Here is a 551-nt window from a genome sequence, read left to right on the forward strand (position 1 = left end):
TGCGGCGATCCTGCGGATTGCCGCGGCGGGTGACCAGTTCCATCGCCGCCAGCTTGGCGACCTGTCGGCTGATGGTCGTGTAATCGCGGCCGAGGCGATCAGCCAGGTCCACCACCCCGATGGGCCCCACCCGCTCGATCATCACCAGCAGCCGGAACAGGGCCTGGTCCAGCTTCACTCCCGCCTCCTGGAGCAGGCGCTCGTCGTTGCGCGGGCGGTTCATGACGCTGGCAATGCCGACCATGGCGAGGTGAAGCGCCTTCAGGTCCGGCGAAATATGTGTATCTTGCACCTTGTTTTTCGACGGCATAGCATCCCCTCCAAGTAAGTGCATATTACACATACCTGGAGAGAGACGATGGGCAACACCCTTGAAGTAGTGATCTGCGGCGCCGGTGCCGCCGGCCTGACCCTGGCCATCGAACTGGCCCGCCGTGGGGTGGCGTTCCGGCTGCTGGAGCAGCGCGAGCAGCCCTTCCATGGCTCGCGCGGCAAGGGCATCCAGCCGCGCAGCCAGGAGATCTTCGAAGACATGGGCATCATCGACCGGC

2 protein-coding genes are annotated in these 551 nt (G+C 64.6%); one reads left to right on the forward strand and one right to left on the reverse strand.

Annotated features, from left to right (window positions below):
- On the reverse strand, positions 1-292 hold a 292-nt coding region (locus ACXJKH_RS21965), incomplete at its 3' end, for a MarR family winged helix-turn-helix transcriptional regulator (protein WP_457322558.1).
- 66 nt (positions 293-358) lie between these two features.
- Between ACXJKH_RS21965 and ACXJKH_RS21970 the strand changes: the two genes are divergently transcribed.
- On the forward strand, positions 359-551 hold a 193-nt coding region (locus tag ACXJKH_RS21970), incomplete at its 3' end, for an FAD-dependent oxidoreductase (RefSeq protein ID WP_457322560.1).

This window comes from Stenotrophomonas sp. P5_B8 (assembly GCF_054049855.1).